The 12,887-nt window shown below is 61.3% G+C and carries 13 protein-coding genes; 9 read left to right on the top strand and 4 right to left on the bottom strand.

Annotation, left to right across the window (positions count from 1 at the left end; genetic code table 11):
• Window positions 1-62: 62 nt before the first annotated feature.
• The gene (locus METAC_RS0113220) at window positions 63-1,244 is read right to left on the bottom strand and encodes a site-specific DNA-methyltransferase (protein ID WP_026607409.1); all 1,182 of its coding nucleotides are present in this window, start codon (window positions 1,242-1,244) and stop codon (window positions 63-65) included.
• Between the two features lie 117 nt (window positions 1,245-1,361).
• On the bottom strand, window positions 1,362-1,970 hold the full coding sequence (locus tag METAC_RS0113215) for a ribonuclease HII (protein ID WP_036255580.1): 609 nt from the start codon (window positions 1,968-1,970) through the stop codon (window positions 1,362-1,364).
• Window positions 1,971-2,194: 224 nt separating this feature from the next.
• On the opposite strand from METAC_RS0113215, the gene METAC_RS0113210 reads away from it, so the two are divergent.
• The gene (locus METAC_RS0113210; protein ID WP_026607407.1) at window positions 2,195-3,607 is read left to right on the top strand and encodes a mannose-1-phosphate guanylyltransferase/mannose-6-phosphate isomerase; all 1,413 of its coding nucleotides are present in this window, start codon (window positions 2,195-2,197) and stop codon (window positions 3,605-3,607) included.
• Window positions 3,608-3,882: 275 nt separating this feature from the next.
• Here the strand turns inward: METAC_RS0113210 and METAC_RS0113205 are convergent, their stop codons facing one another.
• Complete coding sequence (locus METAC_RS0113205) at window positions 3,883-5,445, bottom strand: tudor domain-containing protein (RefSeq protein ID WP_156898214.1); 1,563 nt, start codon at window positions 5,443-5,445, stop codon at window positions 3,883-3,885.
• A 154-nt stretch (window positions 5,446-5,599) separates the two neighbouring features.
• Window positions 5,600-7,057, bottom strand: a complete 1,458-nt coding sequence (locus tag METAC_RS23565; RefSeq protein ID WP_051335560.1) for an exopolysaccharide biosynthesis polyprenyl glycosylphosphotransferase — start codon at window positions 7,055-7,057, stop codon at window positions 5,600-5,602.
• A 104-nt stretch (window positions 7,058-7,161) separates the two neighbouring features.
• Here METAC_RS23565 and METAC_RS0113195 point away from each other — a divergent pair, with 104 nt between their 5' ends.
• From METAC_RS0113195 to METAC_RS0113160, 8 genes are all read left to right on the top strand, one after another.
• Window positions 7,162-7,620, top strand: a complete 459-nt coding sequence (locus METAC_RS0113195; RefSeq protein ID WP_036256478.1) for a hypothetical protein — start codon at window positions 7,162-7,164, stop codon at window positions 7,618-7,620.
• 17 nt (window positions 7,621-7,637) lie between these two features.
• Window positions 7,638-8,432: a ribonuclease T2 family protein gene (locus tag METAC_RS0113190; RefSeq protein WP_026607404.1), complete on the top strand. Its 795-nt coding sequence runs from the start codon at window positions 7,638-7,640 to the stop codon at window positions 8,430-8,432.
• A 345-nt stretch (window positions 8,433-8,777) separates the two neighbouring features.
• On the top strand, window positions 8,778-9,590 hold the full coding sequence (locus METAC_RS0113185; protein ID WP_026607403.1) for an amino acid kinase family protein: 813 nt from the start codon (window positions 8,778-8,780) through the stop codon (window positions 9,588-9,590).
• Window positions 9,591-9,602: 12 nt separating this feature from the next.
• The gene (locus METAC_RS0113180) at window positions 9,603-10,436 is read left to right on the top strand and encodes an amino acid kinase family protein (protein ID WP_026607402.1); all 834 of its coding nucleotides are present in this window, start codon (window positions 9,603-9,605) and stop codon (window positions 10,434-10,436) included.
• 165 nt (window positions 10,437-10,601) lie between these two features.
• Window positions 10,602-10,946 carry an ArsR/SmtB family transcription factor gene (locus METAC_RS0113175; protein ID WP_026607401.1) on the top strand — a complete coding sequence of 115 codons (345 nt, stop codon included), beginning with the start codon at window positions 10,602-10,604 and terminating at the stop codon, window positions 10,944-10,946.
• Entirely contained in the window at window positions 10,930-11,832 is a 903-nt protein-coding gene (locus tag METAC_RS0113170; RefSeq protein WP_026607400.1) for an SRPBCC family protein, read from the top strand. Before METAC_RS0113175 ends, METAC_RS0113170 begins: the two co-directional genes overlap by 17 nt.
• A gap of 56 nt (window positions 11,833-11,888) precedes the next feature.
• Complete coding sequence (locus tag METAC_RS0113165) at window positions 11,889-12,302, top strand: VOC family protein (RefSeq protein WP_026607399.1); 414 nt, start codon at window positions 11,889-11,891, stop codon at window positions 12,300-12,302.
• 41 nt (window positions 12,303-12,343) lie between these two features.
• Window positions 12,344-12,871 carry an SRPBCC family protein gene (locus tag METAC_RS0113160; protein ID WP_026607398.1) on the top strand — a complete coding sequence of 176 codons (528 nt, stop codon included), beginning with the start codon at window positions 12,344-12,346 and terminating at the stop codon, window positions 12,869-12,871.
• Window positions 12,872-12,887 lie beyond the last annotated feature (16 nt).

The following is a 12,887-nucleotide window of genomic DNA, read 5'->3' as shown; positions in this document are numbered from 1 at the left end:
GGACCGGCGGGCCAGCATGGCTCGAGCGCGTGAAGTAATTTTGATTGCGCGACGAGTGTCGCCTATTCCGCCGCGTCGCGCAGCTCCAACCTCACCTTCGCGCGCAATGAATCGATCGGCTCATATTTGCCGTCTCGAAGGAGCCTCCAGAACGTCCAGCCGTTGCAGGCCGGCAGGCCTTGCGCGAGGGCGCCGATCTTATGGATCGAGCCGGCGATCGACCCGAGCGCAATCGCCCCATCGGCGCGCACGACCGCCGCATGGCGTCTTTTTTCATCGACCAGCGTCTCGCCCGGTTGGATCAGTCCCGCCTCGACAAGGGCGGAGAAAGCGATCCGCGGCTCCGATCTCTTGCTCGGGACGGCCGCGACCGCATCATGCGGCAGTGGTTCGATCGAAGCTATTCTCGCGCGCGCGGCGGCCGCGTAGGCGGTCCCGCGCTCGACGCCGATAAAGGCGCGGCCAAGTCGTTTGGCGACCGCTCCGGTCGTGCCCGAGCCGAAGAAAGGGTCGAGCACGAGATCGCCGGGATTGGTCGCGGCGAGCAGGATGCGCGCGAGCAAGGCCTCGGGCTTTTGCGTCGGATGGACCTTGCGGCCCGACGCGTCCTTGAGCCGTTCGGCGCCGGTGCAGATCGGGAACAGCCAGTCGGAGCGGACCTGGCAATCCTCATTGCCGGCCTTCAGCAATTCATAGTTGAAGGTGTAGTTCTTGGCGGCGCCGTCCTTGGCCGCCCAGATCAGCGTCTCATGCGCATTTGTGAAGCGCCGGCCGCGAAAATTCGGCATTGGGTTGGCTTTGCGCCAAACGATGTCGTTCAGGATCCAGAAGCCCTGATCCTGCAGGATCGCGCCGACGCGGAAAATATTGTGATAGGAGCCGATCACGAACAGCGTCGCCTGCGGCTTCATGACCCGGCGCACGGCGGCGAGCCAAGCTCCAGTGAACCGGTCATAATCGGAAAAGCTCGCGAACTTGTCCCAATCGTCGTCGACGGCGTCGACGAGGCTTTGGTCCGGGCGCGACAGCGCTGATTCGAGCTGAAGATTATAGGGCGGATCGGCGAAGACGAGATCGACCGAGCAAGGCGGAAGCCTGGCGAGCTCCTCGAGGCAGTCGCCGACCAGGATCTCGTTTCGAGGGAGCTTCGAGTCCGGCGCGCACGACGCCGGCGCGAAGGCCCCGGTACGCGCTACCTTGATCCGGGGTTTCGCGCCGGCTCGGCCGGCGTTTTGGACACGCATGAGAGATGACCGCTACGCAACTTGCGGAAATGACCTTGCGTCACGCGGCGTTAACAAAGCGTCCTGGGGCGCGCGGCCCGAGGCGTCCCGTTTTTGAACGTGTTGGGCTTTCTCGGTTCAATCGGTTCGCAGCGGCCTGAAGCTCATCCGGTGGAACGGGCAGGGACCGTGCTCGGCGATCGCGGCGAGATGGGCCGCGGTGGCATAGCCGAAATGCCGGCTGAAACCATAGGCCGGATAGCTTGCGCAAAGGCTACGCATCAGGCGATCGCGGGTGACCTTGGCGATGATGGAGGCGGCGGCGATCGAGAGGACGGTCGCGTCGCCTTTGACAATCGTTTCAACGGGGCAGGGCAGGTTCGGCGGCGGATCATTGCCGTCGATCAACAGCGAGCGCGGCTCGATGGACAGCGCGGAGATCGCTCGGCGCATCGCGACGAAAGTCGCCTGGCGAATGTTGATCGCGTCGATCTCCTCGGCGCTCGCGAGGCCGACGGCGACTGCGAGCGCGCGTCGCATGATCTCTTCATAGAGCCGCTCGCGCGCATCGGACTTTAGAAGTTTCGAATCCTGGATCCCGGCCGGCAGGTCGCGCGGATCGAGAATGACGGCCGCCGCGGCGACCGGGCCGGCGAGCGGGCCGCGTCCCGCCTCGTCCACGCCCGCGGCGGGCCAAGCCCGCAGCTTCAGACGTCGTCGTTCAAGGTGAAAATTGGGCTCGGCCATCAAGCTCGTCGATCGCGCGCCGAAATCGGAGCGAATTCATGTCAGCGTCACGAAAAACAGGTTCATCCGAGCGCCTGCCGCGCGCGGAAAAGGGCGACATTTCCGGCGTATGCGTATATAAGTTTTACCCCGATAGCCGGCTCAGGCAAAGGCCGTTCCCGCGCGCTGGCGACGGTTGATATGAAGCGAAATTACCCTGCGAATAGCGCTATGGGGGAGCAAGAATGGTAAAGATCCTTCCGGTCATTATGTGCGGCGGTTCGGGAACGCGGGTTTGGCCGGAATCGCGTGAGAGCCTTCCGAAGCAATTTATTTCGCTCGTCGGCGCGAACTCGACCTTTCAGCTCGCCCTCGAAATTCTCGAGGACGAAGTTTTCGAGACGCCGATCGTCATCTCCAATCATGATTATCGCTTCCTCGTCGCCGATCAACTGGCGCAGGTGAAGCGCGACGCCCGCATCGTCCTGGAGCCCGTCCGCCGCGATTCGGGTCCGGCCGTCGCCGTCGCCGCGGAGTTTGCGGCGCAGGCAGGGCCGGAGACAATCGTCGCGGTGCTCGCCGCCGATCATGTGGTGCAGAACAAGGCGGGCTTCGTCGCTTTGTGCAAGCAGGCGGCTGAGGCGGCGGCGCTCGGCTATATCGTGACGCTCGGCGTCAAGCCGACGGGTCCCGCGACCGGCTATGGCTATATCAAGCCCGGCAAGGCGGTCACGGCCGAGGGCGACGTGTTTCGGGTCGACGGATTTGTCGAAAAGCCCAATGTCGAGACGGCGGAGCGCTATGTCGCCGAAGGCTATCTTTGGAACTCGGGCAATTTCTTCTTCCGCGCCGATGTGATGCAGGCGGAGCTGCGGCAATATGAGCCTGCGATCGCGGAGGCTGCCGCCGACGCCGTCGCCAAGTCCAAGCAGGATCTCAAGTTCATCGTCCTCGACGCCGATGCGTTCGCGCGGGCGCCGAAAATCTCGATCGATTATGCGGTCATGGAGCGCACCGACAAGGCGGCGGTGGTGCCTGCCGACATAGGCTGGTCCGACGTCGGCAATTGGTCGGCGGTTTGGGAATTGTCGAACCGCGACGAAAGCGGCAATTCGATCCGCGGCCACGGCGTCGTGATGAACGCCGAGAACGTCCATATTCGCTCGGATGAGCATTTGACCACCGTGGTCGGGGTCGACGACGTGATCGTCGTCACCACGCAAGACGCCGTGCTTGTCCTCAACAAGGCCCATGGCGACAAGGTCAAGCAACTGGTCGACCGCTTGAAGGAGGAGGGCCGGCCGGAGGCGCTCGCACATAAGCGCTCGTTTCGCCCTTGGGGATATTATCAATCGGTCGACTCAGGCACGCGCTATCAGGTCAAGCGCATCGTCGTTAAGCCGGGCGAACGGCTGTCGCTGCAGAAGCATTTCCACCGCGCCGAACATTGGATCGTGGTCAAGGGCACCGCGGAAGTCACGCGCGACAATGAGATTCATCTCGTGCATGAGAACGAGTCGATCTATCTGCCGATTGGCTCGGTCCATCGGATGGCCAATCCAGGCAAGATCGATCTCGAATTGATCGAGGTTCAGACCGGCTCCTATCTCGGCGAGGACGACATCGTCCGCATTCAGGACGTTTATAATCGGGGATGAGGCGTGCCTTTATGTGTCGGGGTGTTACATAGACGAGGCCGTCCCATTAAGATCGAGGATGGGACGCGGCCTCCGCCGCGAACTTAACTCGCCTAAGGGCACTCGTCACATCTTGAATCAAATTTGTCCTTCTATAAAGGGAGGGCGTGTATTGGCGCATTGTGAATGGAACTACAGGCTCACGATGTATCGTGTAAAAGGATACGGTCTTGTAGAAACTGTGTTACACAGGGCAGCTTAGATAATATTTCTTTGCTAACCGTGAGAGCTTTGCTTTATTCAGCTAACGGCTTCATCTCATCTTTTCTTATGTCATTAAAAGTGTCGCCGTCATCAAACTCTACTTTATAACGGTCGTTATTATACATCTGCCTAACTTCGCCTGCATACCATTCCTCCCCGAACATTACTTTTACTCTGTCACCAATCTCGAACTTTGGTTCACTATTTTCCACACGGTGCAAGTCCCTTTTTGCTGGCTTCAAACAGTCTTCTTCGACGCGGGAAAGTTCCTCGCCCGTCTCCATTTTTATTCTATATTTTCTATTTTTTAAAACTCGCAGGACTTGCCCATTGTACCAAGCTGTCTTGCCATTTTTTTCAGGTAACGCGACTTGAACTGGATCCCCAGCTTTGTAAGCGGTGCCTTCCTCTGCACCATTAACCTTGTCTTCATTGCGGGGCGGTGGTTGAGTTTCGTCCTCGTAGTTACCATCTCGTTCAGTCAAACTACGCAACATGGCCTCATCAGGGTCGACCATGACCGCCCTAGGAGCCTCCTTGATAGTCTCATTTAATTCAGGTTCATCAGAAGGAAAGTCTTGAGTAGGTCCGCGAGGAGAGTTTTCATCTTGAGATAGATAGTTATTTTCTGACGGGGCGAAGTGCATTAAGAGACGGTAGGCAAACCAAGCGTCCGGTAAATACAGAGCCCAAGGTTTAGTTGCTGCTGAAGAAGACGAATCCTTCAGAATCGTAATTCCGTCAGACATCTCTTCCACTGATACAATCTTATCGTGGGGGATACGAAACGCCTTGTGCGCACCGCCATAATAGATTGCTTTATCAGTGATAGCAAAAGCACCACTGTCCACCTGGACACGTTGCATGCGCGGCACGGACACGCCATGCTTTCTGCCGGCATGGAAACGGATTCCAGTGCGTTTTCCTATGGGCACGCTCACTGACTTCCAGTCTCCGTGATATTCGCGATAGACCATGTCCTGCCCGAGACCGACATTTTTCCAAGCCCAAGCTATATTTTCGCCCTGCTTGATACGTACGGGCAGGTCTTTGGGCATATGATCCTTTAAACGCCACACATCGGCATCGGCTTGTCTACCGGTTCCAGTGTAATAGGAATCAAGTTCCTTTGGAACAACAGGGCCATGGTCCATCTGATCTAGGAATGCGCACAAGTTCAACCGATGTAAGCCCTTTTGAAATGTTGGGTCTCTTGGAGGAATACCCATCTCATAGCCGAGCAGTTCCAGCCTGCCCCTATCTACTAGGTCAATATAATCGTTTTCAGCTATGATTCGATCATATGCGGTTTTCCACCCGTGGACTGTTAGGGTAGCTTTCTTTGCTGCATCACCGGGATAATATCTCTCAGAGACACGCCCTAAGTCAGCTTTCACTACTAGCCCACCAAGCGGGGCCTGCTTGAGAAGTCCTTGGTAATGCAAAGGAGCAGAAAACAGCTGCTCTATCTTACGAAGAGCTTTCGCATCCTTAACTATCTCAACTATTAACCAGCTCAGAAACAATCCGATGACCATAGCGGTTAGTATTAGGAATGGATGCGACACAACCAGCGCTTTCGCTTGATCTAGCATAGTCGCTCTTCCTTGTGTTCACACGGCCGCGTATCGAAATGCGCGGTCGGTCGACTGAATATCCGTATAGCTCAAGCCTCTGCCCAGCAGCGCGCTGACGTAACTCAGTCGATCCTTTCGCATGCAGAGGAATATGCAGTTTCATATCCTCCAATCAATAGGCGTTCCGAAACGCCTTCTTCGACATCAGTGTGTCCCACAAAATCTGGAGATCGAGCCAGGGCGACCAATTGTCGATGTAATAGAGATCATGCTCGATCCGGGCCTTGAGCGTCTCTGGCGTGATCTCGCCGCGCAGGCCATTGACCTGCGCCCATCCGGTGATCCCCGGCTTGACGTTGTGGCGGCGGGCGTAAAGCGTCACCGACGGCTCATAGAGCTGGTCATGCGCGAGCGCATGCGGGCGCGGCCCGACCAAAGACATGTCGCCGATGAGCACGTTGATGAGTTGTGGCAGCTCGTCGAGATTGGTCTTGCGCATGAAGCGGCCGATCCGCGTCACGCGCGAATCCTGCGCCGTCGCCTGCCGGACATGGCGGTCGTCCTCGAGCGCCCGCATGGAGCGAAACTTGAAGATGCGGAATGGCTCCTGGTTGAAGCCGTAGCGGCGCTGCCTGAAGATCGCCGGCCCCTTGCTGTCGAGCTTGATCGCGAGGGCGAGCGCCGCGAAAACAGGGGACAGCAGGATGAGCGCGGCGAGCGCGCCGAAAATGTCGAACAGGCGCTTTCCCAGGACTTGAAGAGGCGACCAGGGCAAGGTGAGGTTGAGGCTCGAGATCGGCCCGACATTGGCGACTCTCGCCTTGGCGAATCGGTTGAGGAAGCTGTTCGTGCCGAGATGCCGCGCGGCCGGGATGCGAAGGAAGGCGTTGATGCAGCGGTCGATCGAGTCTTTCTCCGTCCAGGGAAGCAGGATGAAGACGTCCTCGGGGAGAAAAATGCGCGCCGCCGCGGCCGCCAGGGCAAGGTCCTCGTCGAGATGATCCGGTCCCCGGAGCACGGAAGCGGTGACGACCCGCATGCCGAAAGCGTTGAGGTCGTAGTTGCGATAGAATTCCTCGATCTGGTCCTCATAGCCGAGCAGCAGGACGCGCCGCGCCGCGAGGCCCCCTTTTGCGGCCGTCGTGCGCGCCGCGCGGACGAGGCCATAGCGGGCCAGCAACAGCACGGCGAAGCCCAGGATCAAGAAAAGGCATACCCACAATCGCGACAGATCTGGCGTCGCCTTGATCATGAAAGCCATCATCACAGCCGCCGGAAAGGCGAGGCTCCAGGTTAGGCCGCAGCGTTCGACATGGGTCTTGAAGGACAGATAGCGCTCGTAGGAATATTCTTGGCGCGCGAAGGAAATGACGAGAAAGGCCGCCGCCGCGAGCGCGCTGAATTCGTCGATCGATTCGCCGATATTCGCTTCGCCGCGCTTGTAGGCCTGGGTCAGGATATTCGCCGCCAGACCGGCGAAGGCGAGCGCGCAGAGATCGGCGCAAGCCGCGGCGATGGCGAAGCCGCCATTGAGCCAGACCTTGTTTTTCCAAAGGGCGGCCGCGCGCTTCGTGGTTGCGCCGAGCCCCCGACCTCCTCCTGTCGCTGAAGCTTGGCTCGCTGACATCATCAGGCTCCCTCTTCCGACTCCGCAGGGCTTTCCGCTTGACGGCTTGGCCTTGGCGCAGCATCGTATCGGGCGCGTGTTAACGGATGCGGGTCTCGATAAGATTCATGTTTAGGCGTCTCGGGCTTTTCGCACTTGCTTTGCTCATGCTGCTTCAAGTCGGCGGCGGCTTCGCGCCTTCGGCCGAGGCGCGCCCGCTGACGCCGGCGGAGCGGCGCTACTATCCGTGGGACGGAATCCTGCCGGATTGCGCCGATCCGGAGGTCTTCGAACGGATCCAATCGCGCTTTTACGCGCGCGAAGCCGAATTCTGGAAGACTGGGCTCGAGATCGCCGGCTTCGCCGAGGTCAGGGAGATCGGCTACCGCTCGAATGGGCTCGACTATATTCCGCAGCGCTTTTGCGTGGCGCGCGCCTATTTGAACGACGGCCGGACGCGGTCGGTCTCCTATTCCATCAGCAAGGAGCTCGGCATCACGGGGGTCGGCTTCGGGGTCGAGTGGTGCGTCGCCGGGCTCGACCGCAACGACGCCTATTCGCCCGCGTGCAAAATGGCCCAACCCTGACGGATCGAACCCGCCCGATGGCTCTCTCTTCCCTTGCGAGACGCGGCGCGGCGGTCCTGGGTCTCGCCCTGCTCATGCTTGCCGGCTCGTCGCCGATCTGCTCGGCCCAAGGGCCCGTGCGCGACGAGGGCTGCGTGCTGGACAATTGCGCCGATAAAGCGCCCAGCGCCGCTGAGCGCGACGCCGCGGCCCCGGCTTCGCAAAGCGGCTTTCGCAGCGGGCGACCGAGCGGCGGCGTTCCCGGCGAATTTGACTTTTATGTTCTCGCTTTATCGTGGTCGTCGGGATTTTGCCGCACGCCGGCGGCGGCGCGGGCGCATGGGCAGTGCGATCCGGGCGCCAATCTCGGCTTTGTCGTCCATGGGCTTTGGCCGCAATACGAGCGCGGCTATCCTTCGGATTGCGAGCCCGGCGCGCAGACGCCGTCGCGGATAGCTCTCGAGTCGGCTGCCGGACTCTATCCGGATGAAGGGCTCGCCCGGCACGAATGGCGCAAGCATGGCGTCTGCTCGGGGAAGAGCCCGACGGATTATTTCGCCGATGTCCGCAGGGCGCGCGACGCCATCGCGATCCCGCCGTCCTTTCAGTCCGCGAAGCAGGATCAAACCTGGACGCCGCTCGACGTTGAGCGCGCCTTCATCGCCGCCAACCGGCGGTTGCGGCCGGGAATGATCGGCGTCGCTTGCGCTGGCGGCGTTCTGCAGGAAGTCAGAATCTGCTTCTCGAAGGATCTTCGCGATTTTCACGCCTGCCCGGAAGTGAGCCGCCAAGGCTGCCGGGCGCGGGAAATTTCGGTGCCCGGCATCCTTTGAGCCGACGCCCGGACGCAGTTTCGGCTCGGACGGGATCAATCCAAAATCATTGATGCGCTCCTGGGCTCCGCAGCCCGAGCATGCACGCCCGTTTAACGGAAGCCTCGTCGCGTCGCCGCGGGCTTTGCGATTCGTTGGCGCTCGGTCCAGTTTTTGTGATCTCGACGCCGTCAAGAGCGCAGGATAGCGCGTTCTGCGTTTTTGTGAGTATTTTCCCGGCAAGGTGTGCGACACGTAATTTTCACGTAATGATACACTATTTTCATATGTTGTTTGGCCGCACTCTTAGTTGTAACAAGTTGTTCTAAGGCAAAACAACTCATCGCAACGAAGAAAGGCGCCCCAATGGCCAATACAACGGCGGAGCTTGAGACGCTCCTCATGCAGCGATCGCTGGACGACGCACAGCTGCTAGCGGCGGCGGAGGCGGCGGAAGACTTCCGGATTCTGCCGGATGCGACGGTCATCAAGGTCGGCGGACAGAGCGTCATCGACCGCGGCCGCGCGGCCCTCTTCCCGCTCGTGGATGAGATCGTCGCCGTCCGCAAGGCCCACAAGCTGCTGATCGGGACAGGCGCAGGCACAAGGGCCCGGCATCTCTATTCGATCGCGGCGGGGCTTAATCTGCCGGCAGGCGTGCTCTCGCAGCTCGGCGCGTCGGTCGCCAATCAGAACGCCGTAATCCTAGGACAGCTCCTCGCGAAGCACGGCATCTCCTCGGTCGACGGCGCCGGTCTCTCGGCTGTCCCCCTCTACCTTGCCGAGGTGAACGCCGTCATCTTCAGCGGCATGCCGCCCTATGGACTTTGGATGCGCCCAGGCCCCGAGGACGTCATCCCGCCCTACCGCACCGACGCCGGCTGCTTTCTGGTCGCCGAGCAGTTCGGCTGCAAGGCGATGATCTTCGTGAAGGACGAAAACGGCCTCTACACGGCAAACCCGAAAACCTCGAAGAACGCCACATTCATACCGAAGATCTCCGTTGACGAGATGAAGGCGCAGGGGCTGCACGACTCGATCCTCGAGTTCCCAATGCTCGACCTGCTCAAGACGGCGCGACACATCCGTCAGGTGCAAGTTGTGAACGGGCTCGTCCCCGGCAACCTGACCCGCGCGCTCGCCGGCGAACACGTCGGCACCATCATCACCGCGAGCTAGAGAACAACGATCATGTCCGAACACACCAACAGCATCAAACACGTCGCCTCGCCGCTCGCGCGCCAGACCCTGCTCGACGGGACGCTCACCCGTCCTGTCGCCGGCAGGCGTCCGGTCCGGATCCTCCCTTGGCTTCAGGTCGTGAAGATCGGCGGCCGCTCCATCATGGATCGCGGCGCGGACGCCATCCTCCCCATCGTGGACGAGCTCCGCAAGCTTCTGCCCGAGCACCGTCTGCTCATCCTGACCGGCGCCGGCATCCGCGCCCGCCACCTCTACGGCGTCGGCCTCGACCTTGGCCTGCCGGTCGGGTCGCTCGCCCCGCTCGCCGCGAGCGAGGCCGGCCAAAACGGCCACATCCTTGCGTCCTTGCTGGCGCCGGAGGGCGTCTCCTACGTTGAGCATCCGACTGTCGCAAACCAGCTCGCGATCCACCTGACCGCGGCGCGCGCGGTCGTGGGGAGCGCCTTTCCTCCATATCACCACCACGAGTTTCCCTCCTCACGCATCCCGACTCATCGCGCTGACACGGGCGCCTTCCTGCTCGCCGACGCGCTCGGAGCCGCCGGCCTCACGATCGTGGAGGATGTGGATGGTGTGTACGCCGCCGACCCCAACGCCCCGGGCGGGGAGAAGGCGCAGTTCTTCCGCGAGATGGGGGCCGCCGAACTCGCAAATCATAAGGGCACGTTGCCATTCGACCGCGCGCTCATCGAGGTCATGGCCACCGCGCGCCATCTCGAGCATGTGCAGATCGTGAATGGGCTTGTGCCGGGCCGTCTCACTGCGGCGCTCCGCGGCGAACATGTCGGGACGATTATCCACACGGGCGCGCGCTCAGCCTGATCATCGCACCCACTCCTGCCGCCCTCGTGGCTCTCGCCACGAGGGCTCAGGCATTGGCCGCAAGTTGAAATTCTAGCGACCCGGCGCCGACGGGATGGGCGGCGCTTGACGGGCCAAACGTCGTACGCTATATAACTATATAGTTATATATGCGGGCGGTTATCTATGGATGATCCTCTCAGCGCCGCCTTTTCCGCTCTCGCGGATCCTACGCGGCGCGCCATTCTCGCGCGATTGGCGAAAGGCGAGGCTTCCGTCGGCGAGCTCGCCGCGCCCTTCTCGATCAGCCAGCCGGCGATTTCCAAACATCTCAAGGTCCTGGAGCAGGCCGGGCTCATCAGCCGCGGGCGCATGGCGCAGTCGCGGCCGTGCCGGCTCGAAGCGGCGCGGTTGCGCGATCTCGCGGGCTGGCTGGAGACCTACCGGCGGTTCTGGGAAGGAAGCTTCGACAGGCTCGACGCCTATCTCCAGGACCTGCAGAAGGGGAATCCCGATGACCCTCGCAACTGATCTCACCCGCGACGCGATCGTCGTTTCGCGCCGTTTCGCCGCTCATCCCGAACGCCTGTTCGACGCCTGGTTCGATCCGACCACGGTCGGCGTCTGGCTTTTCGCCACGCCCGGCGGCGTCTCCAAACATGTCGAGATTGACCCGAGGGTTGGCGGCGGCTTCGCGATCCATGAGCAGCGCGGCGAGCTCTTGGCGACTCATTTTGGCGCCTATCATGAGATCCTCCGCCCCAGCCGGATCGTTTTCGCTTTCGGGAGCGACAAGCAAAGCGCCTCTTCTCTTGTGACCGTGGAGATCCGGCCGGACGGCGACGGCGGCATGCTCACGCTGACCCATCGGATCGAGCCGGAATGGGCGGCGCTCGACGCCAGCATTCGCGCCGGTTGGTCGGCCATACTGGAAGGCTTGGCGCGTGCTACCGGCGAGGCGGGCGAAGGCCACACGCTCGTGCTTCATCGCAGCTTCAACGCCCCGCGCCTCCTCGTCTGGAAAGCCTGGACGGAGTCGGATCATTGGCTGCGATGGATGTGCCCGGCAGGCTTCAAAGTGCTTTTCGCGGAGAATGATCTGCGCGTCGGCGGCAAATGGCGCTCGGGAATGCGCTCGCCGGACGGCGAGGATTACATTCATTGCGGCGAATATCTCGAGATCGAGAAGCCTTCGCGCCTCGCCTTCACGCATACTTGGGAGCGCAACGACATTGAGCCCCGCGCGATCACGAAGATCATCGTGGCGTTGCACGAGCGCGACGGCAAGACGGAGATGAGCTTCATCCAGTCCGGCCTCGCGACCGAAGAGTCGGCGTTGTCGCACCGACACGGCTGGACCGGGGCGTTCGACAGCCTGGCGCAGCTCGCGGAGGAACTCGCCCAAGCGCATCTTTGAGGGCGTGGCGAGCGCGCGCGGCCCCTATTTTCCGTCAACACGGCAAGGAGAATCTTGTGACCATCCAGCCCTATTTGTTTTTCGGCGGTCGCGCCGATGAAGCCGTCGCTTTCTACCAAAAGGTCTTCGGCGCGGAGGTGCAAATGCTGCTGCGCTACAAGGAGAGTCCCGATCCTGCGCCGGAAGGCGCGGTCCCGCCCGGCTGGGAGGACAAGGTCATGCATATGAGCTTGAAGATCGGCGATTCCATCATTCTCGGCTCCGACGGCTGCGGCGCTGAGAATGCCGGCTTCAAGAGCTTCGGGCTCACCTACGCCGCGAAGGACGCGGCCGAGGCGGATAAGATCTTCGCTGCTTTGTCCGATGGCGGCCAGGTGCGCATGCCTTTGGGCAAGACATTTTTCGCGTCGCGCTTCGGCATGGTCGAGGATCGCTTCGGCCTGCTCTGGATGGTGATCGTTCCCGCCTGACGGCCGGGCTGGATCATCCCTCTCGCGAAAGGACATCCGCCATGATGACGACCATTGCGGCCGGCGCCGTCGTTTTTCTCGCCGCCCTGCTGATCTACGCGGCGACGAAGCCGGACATGTGCCGGGTCGCCCGCTCCATCCAAATCGCCGCGCCGCGGGCGCGGATCTTTCCGCTCATCAATGATCTTCGCGCGATGAACGAATGGAACCCCTTCGTGAAGGCGGACCCCGCGATCAAGCTCGCCTATAGCGGCCCGGCGAGCGGCGTCGGCGCGGTCAACAGCTTTGCGGGCGACTCCAAGGTCGGCGCGGGCCAGGCGGAAATCATCGAATCCGTGGTCCCGGCGAAGGTGGTGATGACCATCGCCATGGAGCGTCCGATGAAATGCCGGAACCGCGTCGAGTTCGCGCTCACGCCGGCGCCGGAAGGAACCGAGGTCGCCTGGACGATGACCGGCGCACAGCCCTATTTCGGCAAGCTGATGAGCATTTTCATCAATGTCGACAAGATGGTCGGCGGCGCGTTCGAAAAGGGGCTCGCCGATCTCAAGACGCGCGCCGAAGCGTGAGCCCCTATTGAAGGGA

Origin of the sequence: Methylocapsa acidiphila B2 (assembly GCF_000427445.1) — a bacterium.
Classification (GTDB): domain Bacteria; phylum Pseudomonadota; class Alphaproteobacteria; order Rhizobiales; family Beijerinckiaceae; genus Methylocapsa; species Methylocapsa acidiphila.
This window is presented reverse-complemented; position numbering and strand designations above follow the sequence as displayed.

Coding starts and splice junctions, on each gene's coding strand:
- METAC_RS0113220 (WP_026607409.1), bottom strand. CDS start 1,244: ATGCGTGTCCAAAACGCCGGCCGAGCCGGCGCGAAACCCCGGATCAAG.
- METAC_RS0113215 (WP_036255580.1), bottom strand. CDS start 1,970: ATGGCCGAGCCCAATTTTCACCTTGAACGACGACGTCTGAAGCTGCGG.
- METAC_RS0113210 (WP_026607407.1), top strand. CDS start 2,195: ATGGTAAAGATCCTTCCGGTCATTATGTGCGGCGGTTCGGGAACGCGG.
- METAC_RS0113205 (WP_156898214.1), bottom strand. CDS start 5,445: ATGCTAGATCAAGCGAAAGCGCTGGTTGTGTCGCATCCATTCCTAATA.
- METAC_RS23565 (WP_051335560.1), bottom strand. CDS start 7,057: ATGATGTCAGCGAGCCAAGCTTCAGCGACAGGAGGAGGTCGGGGGCTC.
- METAC_RS0113195 (WP_036256478.1), top strand. CDS start 7,162: ATGTTTAGGCGTCTCGGGCTTTTCGCACTTGCTTTGCTCATGCTGCTT.
- METAC_RS0113190 (WP_026607404.1), top strand. CDS start 7,638: ATGGCTCTCTCTTCCCTTGCGAGACGCGGCGCGGCGGTCCTGGGTCTC.
- METAC_RS0113185 (WP_026607403.1), top strand. CDS start 8,778: ATGGCCAATACAACGGCGGAGCTTGAGACGCTCCTCATGCAGCGATCG.
- METAC_RS0113180 (WP_026607402.1), top strand. CDS start 9,603: ATGTCCGAACACACCAACAGCATCAAACACGTCGCCTCGCCGCTCGCG.
- METAC_RS0113175 (WP_026607401.1), top strand. CDS start 10,602: ATGGATGATCCTCTCAGCGCCGCCTTTTCCGCTCTCGCGGATCCTACG.
- METAC_RS0113170 (WP_026607400.1), top strand. CDS start 10,930: ATGACCCTCGCAACTGATCTCACCCGCGACGCGATCGTCGTTTCGCGC.
- METAC_RS0113160 (WP_026607398.1), top strand. CDS start 12,344: ATGATGACGACCATTGCGGCCGGCGCCGTCGTTTTTCTCGCCGCCCTG.